The 7767-nt window shown below is 73.1% G+C and carries 5 protein-coding genes; all 5 read left to right on the top strand.

Annotated elements, in window-relative coordinates:
- On the top strand, window positions 1-2073 hold a 2073-nt coding region (locus ABZY91_RS11320), incomplete at its 5' end, for a penicillin-binding protein 2 (protein ID WP_355401591.1).
- A 6-nt stretch (window positions 2074-2079) separates the two neighbouring features.
- Window positions 2080-3747, top strand: coding sequence for a UDP-N-acetylmuramoyl-L-alanyl-D-glutamate--2,6-diaminopimelate ligase (locus ABZY91_RS11315; protein WP_355401589.1), 1668 nt, complete (start codon window positions 2080-2082; stop codon window positions 3745-3747).
- Window positions 3744-5144, top strand: a complete 1401-nt coding sequence (gene murF, locus ABZY91_RS11310; protein WP_329952033.1) for a UDP-N-acetylmuramoyl-tripeptide--D-alanyl-D-alanine ligase — start codon at window positions 3744-3746, stop codon at window positions 5142-5144. The genes ABZY91_RS11315 and murF overlap by 4 nt, the downstream gene beginning before the upstream one ends.
- The gene (mraY, locus tag ABZY91_RS11305; protein ID WP_329882146.1) at window positions 5144-6205 is read left to right on the top strand and encodes a phospho-N-acetylmuramoyl-pentapeptide-transferase; all 1062 of its coding nucleotides are present in this window, start codon (window positions 5144-5146) and stop codon (window positions 6203-6205) included. The genes murF and mraY overlap by 1 nt, the downstream gene beginning before the upstream one ends.
- Entirely contained in the window at window positions 6202-7635 is a 1434-nt protein-coding gene (gene murD / locus ABZY91_RS11300) for a UDP-N-acetylmuramoyl-L-alanine--D-glutamate ligase (protein WP_329952034.1), read from the top strand. Before mraY ends, murD begins: the two co-directional genes overlap by 4 nt.
- Window positions 7636-7767: the final 132 nt, after the last annotated feature.

The following is a 7767-nucleotide window of genomic DNA, read 5'->3' as shown; positions in this document are numbered from 1 at the left end:
CCCGCGAAGCAGTCCCAGGCGCGCCAGCCCGGTGCCAAGGCCCAGCCGGCCGCCGGGCGGGACCCGAGGGCCGCCGCCCGCACGCCCCGCACCCCGCAGCAGCGCCGCCCCGAGGGCCGCCCGCCGGCCCGCGCCGGCCAGGCGGGGGACCGGCCGCGCCCGCGTCCGCCGCAGCGCCGCCCGCAGCCGCGGGGGATCCGGCTGGCGGACCCGCGCCGTCGGCTGCGGGTGATCACCATCGTGCTCTCGGTCGTCTTCTCGATCTTCGCCGGACGGCTGGTCCAGCTCCAGCTGCTGGACTCCGACGCGCTGGCCGCCGACGCCAACACCAACCGGTACCTGAACATCCCGATCACCGCCGAGCGCGGCTCGATAACGTCCTCCGACGGGGTCGCCCTGGCCACCACCGTCGACGCGTACGACATCACCGCCGACCCCGCGATGTTCACCCCCGAGGCCACCGGCCTCCCGGACGCCCCCGAGCAGGCCGCCGCTCTGCTGGCGCCGATCCTCGGCCTGCCCAAGGAGCGGATCGCCGCCGACCTGCACACCCCCAAGACCCGCTACAAGCGGCTGGCCGCCCAGCAGACCCCGGACGTCAAGAACCAGATCAGCGACCTCAAGTCGAGCCTGGAGAAGCAGGCCGGCTCGCGGGGCTGCCAGGCCCAGAAGCGGCTGCTGAACAAGGCCGTCGAGGACGGCGGCCGGACCAGGCTCGACAACGAGTGCGTCAACCCGCTGGCCGGGGTCTTCAACCGGGACACCCAGAAGCGGGTCTACCCCTCCGACGGCCTGGCCGCCAACCTGGTCGGCTTCGTCAACGCCGAGGGCGAGGGCGCCGGCGGTCTGGAGCAGCAGTACCAGCACGAGCTGTCCGGCAAGGACGGCCACAGCAGCTACGCCCAGGCCGGCGGTCGCCTGGTGCCCACCGCCGGCGGCTCGCTGGAGCCCGCCGTGCCCGGCACCGACCTGCGACTGACCGTCAACCGCGACATCCAGTGGGCCGCCCAGCGGGCCATCACCGACCAGGTCGCCAACGCCGGGGCGGAGAAGGGCTACGTCATCGTCCAGGACGTGAAGAACGGCCAGGTGCTGGCGATGGCCTCCTCGCCGGGCTTCAACCCGAACGACCTGAGCACGGCCAGGAACTCGCAGCTCGGGAACGCGGCCCTGCAGGACGCCTACGAGCCGGGCTCCACCGCCAAGCTGATGACCATGGCGGCGGTCCTGGACACCGGCAAGGCCACCTGGGACACCAAGGTCACCGTGCCGTACCCGCTGGTCCGCGGCGACGTGGCGTTCAAGGACGACGTCCTGCACGACACCTGGTACCTCACCCTGGCCGGCGTGCTCGCCAAGTCCTCCAACATCGGCACCATCGAGGCCGCCCAGACGCTCGGCGCGACCCAGCCCGAGGCCAACCGGGTCCTCTACGACTACCTGCGGAAGTTCGGCATCGGCGAGCACACCGGCCTGGACTTCCCCGGCGAGACCGCCGGCCTGCTCGACAAGCCGGAGGACTGGAAGGCGTCCAAGCAGTACACCATCCCGTTCGGACAGGGCCTGTCGGTCAACGCCCTGCAGGCGACCTCGGTGTTCTCGACCATCGCCAACGGCGGGGTCCGGGTGACGCCCAGCGTCGTGCAGGGCACCACCGCACCGGACGGCAGGTACACCCCGGCCGCACAGGGCGCGCAGTCCCGGGTGGTCGGCGAACAGACCGCCAAGACCCTCACCGAGATGCTGGAGTCGGTCGTCTCCGACGAGCAGGGGACCGGCGGCAAGGCCGCCATCCCCGGCTACCGGGTGGCCGGGAAGACCGGCACCGCCAACCGGGTGGACCCCAAGACCGGCGGGTACCGCGGCTACACCGCGTCCTTCATCGGCTTCGCCCCGGCCGACCAGCCGCGGGTCACCGTCTCCTGCGTGATCCAGGACCCGGTCAACGGCCACTTCGGCGGCCAGCTCTGCGGCCCGGTGTTCAAGCAGGTGATGGAGTTCACCCTCAAGACCCTCCAGGTCCCGCCGAGCGGTAGCGAGGCGCCCAACCTGCCCGTCGAGTGGAAGCCGTGATCGACCATGAGCAACGACCGGGCGGGTGCGGCCGCCGGTACGGAAAAGGGCCGGTTTGGCCCTGGAAGCCCTTCGGCGGATAGCCTCTCCGCCGTGCCGAAACCCGATCAAACCACCGTGAGCCCGCCCCGCCCCGCCCGGACGGGGGCCCGGCCGCTCGCCGAGGTCGCCCGACTGCTGGGTCTCGACCCCGTCGAAGGACCCGAGATCACCGGCGTCACCCACAACGCCCGCGAGGTCCGTCCCGGCGACGTGTACGTGGCGTTCCCGGGCGCGAACCACCACGGCGCGTCCTTCGCCGGGCAGGCCGCCGCGGCCGGCGCCGTGGCGGTGCTCACCGACCCGGCCGGCGCCGAGCTGGCCGCCGGCACCGGCCTGCCGCTGCTGGTCGTCGACCGCCCGCGGGCCCGGATGGGCGAGCTGGCCGCCGCCGTCTACGACCGGCCCTCCGAGCGGCTGCTGATGATCGGGCTGACCGGCACCAACGGCAAGACCACCACCTCCTACCTGGTCGAGGGCGGTCTGCACGGCGCCGGGCGCAGCCCCGGGGTCATCGGCACCGTCGAGATGCGGGTCGGCACCGAGCGGATCAAGAGCGAGCGGACCACCCCCGAGGCCACCGACCTGCACGCGATCCTCGCGGTGATGGGCGAGCGCGGCGCGGACGCGGTGACCATGGAGGTCTCCAGCCACGCGCTGGTCTACGGCCGCACCGACGGCGTGGTCTACGACGTGGCGCTGTTCAACAACCTCACGCCCGAGCACCTCGACTTCCACCCGGACATGGAGGACTACTTCCAGGCGAAGGCCCGGCTCTTCCAGCCCGGCAAGTCCCGCGCCGGCGTGGCCAACCTGGACGACGCGTACGGCCGCCGGCTGGCCGCCGAGGCGAAGATCCCGGTCGTCACCTTCTCCGCCACCGGCGCGCCCGAGGCGGACTGGCGCGCGGTGGACGTCCAGCTCGGCCCCGTCGGCTCGACGTTCCGGGTGCTCGGCCCCGACGGCGCCGAGGCGGACGCGGCCGTCCCGCTGCCCGGCCCGTTCAACGTCGCCAACGCGCTGGCGGCGATCGCCGTGCTGGCGACCGCCGGCCTCCCGCTGGACCGGGCCGTGGCCGGCATCGCGGCCGTTCCCGGCGTGCCGGGCCGGCTGGAGCGGGTCGACGCCGGTCAGCCGTACGTCGCGGTGGTCGACTACGCGCACAAGCCGGACGCGCTGGAGGCCGTCCTCGGCTCCCTGCGCGAGGTCACCAAGGGCCGGCTGCACGTGGTCGTCGGCTGCGGCGGCGACCGCGACCCGCACAAGCGCGCCCCGATGGGCGGCATCGCCGCCCGGCTCGCCGACACCGCCCTGCTGACCAGCGACAACCCGCGCAGCGAGGACCCGCTGGCGATCCTCGCCACCATGCTCGCCGGCGCCGCCGCGGTGCCCGAGGCCGAGCGCGGCACCGTCCTGGTCGTCCCCGACCGGGCCGAGGCGATCCAGTTGGCCATCACCCGCGCCCGGGCCGGTGACACCGTGCTGGTGGCCGGCAAGGGCCACGAGCTCGGCCAGTACGTACGAGACGAGATCCGCCCCTTCGACGACCGGGAGGTGCTGCGTGACGCCATCGGACAGGACGTCGTGGCACGGACCACGGCCGCCCGGGGCACCGGAGGAGTAGAGCAGCAGTGATCGCACTGACCCTCGCCGAGGTGGCCGCAGCAGTCGGGGGCACCCTGGCCGACGCCGACCCCGACGCCCTGGTGACCGGCCCGGTCGAGGTCGACTCCCGCAAGGTCGTCCCCGGCGGCCTCTTCGCGGCCTTCGTCGGCGAGCACGCGGACGGCCACGACTACGCCGCCACCGCCGTCGCGGCGGGCGCCGTCGCGGTGCTGGCCTCCCGCCCGGTCGGCGGCCCCACCGTCCTGGTCGACAGCGTGGTGGACGCGCTCGGCAAGCTGGCCCGCGCGGTCGTCGGCCGCGCCGGCGCCACCGTCGTGGCCCTCACCGGCTCGGCCGGCAAGACCAGCACCAAGGACCTGATCGCCCAGCTGCTCCGGCGCCTCGGCGACACCGTCTACCCGCCCGGCTCGCTCAACAACGAGATCGGCCACCCGATGACCGCCCTGCGGGTCGAGGACGCCACCCGGCACCTGGTGCTGGAGATGGGAGCCCGGCACAAGGGCGACATCGAGTACCTCACCTCGATCACCCCGCCCCGGATCGGCCTGGTGCTGAACGTCGGCACCGCGCACGTCGGCGAGTTCGGCTCGCAGGAGGCGATCGCCGAGGCCAAGGGCGAGCTGGTCGAGGCGCTCCCGGCCGACGGCGTCGCGATCCTCAACATCGACGACCGGTTGGTGCGCGCAATGGCCGCGCGCACCAAGGCCAGGGTGGTGTTCTTCGGCGAATCCCCGGACGCCCGGGTCCGCGCACAGGATGTTCGTCTGGACTCCACCGGACGGCCATCCTTCACGTTGACGACCCCCGCCGGTTCCGCACCCGTGCAGCTGCGCCTGTACGGTGAGCACCACGTCTCGAACGCCCTCGCCGCCGCAGCGGTGGCGACGGAGCTCGGGATGACCGTCGACGACACCGCCGAAGCACTGAGTGAGGCGGGTGCGCTGTCCCGCTGGCGCATGGAGGTCGTCGACCGGGCCGATGGTGTCACCGTCGTCAACGACGCCTACAACGCGAACCCCGACTCGATGCGGGCCGCGCTGCGGGCGCTGGTCTCGATGGGGGGACGAGGTCCGGAGCGTCGCCGTACCTGGGCGGTGCTCGGCGAGATGCGGGAGCTCGGCGAGGAGAGCCTGGCCGAGCACGACGCCATCGGGCGGCTCGCGGTCCGGCTGGACGTCACCAAACTGGTGGCGGTCGGCGGACGCGAGGCGGCCTGCATGGAACTGGGCGCGAGGAACGAAGGTTCGTGGGGTGAGGAGTCGGTGCTGGTGTCCGACGCGGACGCGGCGGTCGAACTGCTGCGCAGTCAGCTGCGGCCGGGGGATGTGGTGCTGGTGAAGGCGTCCCGCTCGGTGGGGCTCGAAAAGGTGGCCGAGGCGATCCTCGCGGACGGTGCGGCCCAGTAATGAAGCAGATCCTCTTCTCCGGCATGATCGGCCTGGTCCTGTCGCTGCTCGGCACCCCGGCCCTGATCAAGCTGCTCGCCCGGCAGGGCTACGGCCAGTACATCCGCGACGACGGCCCGAAGGCGCACCACAGCAAGAAGGGCACGCCCACCATGGGCGGCATCGCCTTCATCCTGGCGACGCTCATCGCCTACTTCGCCACCAAGGCGATAACGGGCGAATCCCCGACCGCCTCCGGACTGCTGGTGCTGTTCCTGACGACCGGTCTGGGACTGGTGGGTTTCCTCGACGACTACATCAAGGTCGTCAAGCGCCGTTCGCTGGGCCTGCGGGCCAAGGCGAAGCTCGCCGGGCAGTCCCTCGTCGGCCTGATCTTCGCCGTCCTGGCGCTGCAGTTCCCCGACGGCGCCGACCGCACCCCGGCCTCCCAGCACCTCTCGTTCGTCCGCGACTTCGAGTGGTCGGTCGGCCCGGTGCTGTTCGTCATCTTCGCGTACTTCCTGATCGCCGCGACCTCGAACGGCGTGAACCTGACGGACGGTCTGGACGGCCTGGCCACCGGTGCCTCGGTGATGGCCTTCGGCGCCTACACCTTCATCGGCGTCTGGGAGTACGGCCAGAGCTGCGCGTACGCCGTCTCGGCCACCTCCAACTGCTACGACGTCCGGGACCCGCTGGACCTCGCCGTGGTCGCGGCCGCCCTGATGGGCTCCTGCTTCGGCTTCCTCTGGTGGAACACCTCGCCCGCCAAGATCTTCATGGGCGACACCGGCTCGCTGGCCCTCGGCGGTGCGATGGCCGGTCTGGCGATCTGCTCGCGCACCGAGATCCTGCTGATCCTGCTCGGCGGCCTCTTCGTGATCATCACCCTCTCGGTGATCATCCAGGTCGGCTCGTTCCGGATGACCGGCAAGCGCGTCTTCAAGATGGCCCCGCTGCAGCACCACTTCGAACTCAAGGGCTGGAGCGAAGTCCTGGTCGTGGTGCGGTTCTGGATCATCCAGGGCCTCTGCGTGGCCGTCGGCCTCGGCCTCTTCTACGCGGGATGGGTGACCGGATGACCAACCCCGAGTGGGCCGGGCTGCCGGTCGCCGTCGCCGGGCTCGGAGTCTCGGGCATCAGCGCGGCCCGTGTCCTGCACGGACTCGGCGCCCGCGTCACCGTGGTGGACGGCGGCAGCGGCGAGGGCCTGAAGGCCCGCGCCGCCGAGCTGGAGGCCCAGGGGGTGACCGTCCGCCTCGGCGACGGCGACAGCCTGCCCGACGGCACCCGGCTGGTCGTCACCTCGCCCGGCTGGCCGCCGAGCAGCCCGCTGTTCGCGGCCGCCGCCGCGGCCGGCGTGGAGGTCTGGGGCGACGTCGAACTGGCCTGGCGGCTGCGCCGCCCGCTGGCCACGACCGGCGAGCCCGCTCCCTGGCTGGCCGTCACCGGCACCAACGGCAAGACCACCACCGTCCAGATGCTCGCCTCGATCCTCACGGCCGCCGGCCGGCGCACCGCCGCCGTCGGCAACGTCGGGGTCTCGGTGCTGGACGCCGTGCTCGCCGAGGAGCCGTACGACGTGCTCGCCGTCGAGCTCTCCAGCTACCAGCTGCACTGGGCGCCCTCGCTGCGCCCGTACTCGGCGGCCGTGCTCAACCTGGCCCCCGACCACCTCGACTGGCACGGCTCGATGGAGGCGTACGCCGCCGACAAGGGCCGGATCTACGAGGGCAACGTCGTCGCGTGCGTCTACAACCTGGCCGATCCGGCCACCGAGGCGCTGGTCCGCGAGGCCGACGTCGAGGAGGGCTGCCGGGCGGTCGGCTTCGGCCTCGGTGCGCCCGGCCTGTCGAACTTCGGCGTGGTCGACGGCCTGCTGGTGGACCGTGCCTTCGTGTCGGACCGGGCCAAGAACGCGGCCGAGCTGGGCTCCGTCGAGGACGTCAACCCGCCGGCCCCGCACAACATCGCCAACGCGCTCGCCGCCGCGGCCCTGGCCCGGTCCTACGGGGTGGACCCGAAGGCCGTCCGGGAGGGCCTGCGCGCCTTCCGGCCGGACGCCCACCGGATCGCCGAGGTCGGCGTCGTCGACGGCGTGACGTACATCGACGACTCCAAGGCGACCAACACCCACGCCGCCGCGGCCTCGCTCTCCGCCTACCGGCCGATCGTCTGGATCGCCGGCGGCCTGGCCAAGGGCGCGGCCTTCGACGACCTGGTCCAGGGCGCGGCCGAGCGGCTGCGCGCCGCCGTGCTGATCGGCGAGGACCGCGCGCTGATCCGGGAGGCGCTGGCACGACACGCGCCGGATGTCCCGGTGATCGAGGCGGCCGAGGGCCAGACTGGCGCGGTGGCGATGGCCGAGGTGGTCCGCGCGGCCGCCTCACTCGCCCGAACGGGTGACACGGTGCTGCTGGCCCCGGCCTGTGCCTCGATGGACATGTTCACCAACTACGGCGAGCGCGGCGACCTCTTCGCGGCGGCCGTCCGGGGGCTGGCGGACGCGTAGGGCGTGTCGGACACACCCTGAGCACGGACGGGCCCCGCACCGCGAGCCGAGGGGCCGCGCCGGATCGGAGCGGCCCGGAGGCGGGCGAGGCGCAGAGGGAGAGCGGGACGGGTGGGCGGCGGTCAGGGCAGG

Source organism: Kitasatospora sp. NPDC002965 (assembly GCF_040611255.1).
Lineage (GTDB): Bacteria > Actinomycetota > Actinomycetes > Streptomycetales > Streptomycetaceae > Kitasatospora.
The sequence above is the reverse complement of the archived record's forward strand: the minus strand, read 5'-3'. Positions and strand labels throughout refer to the sequence as shown.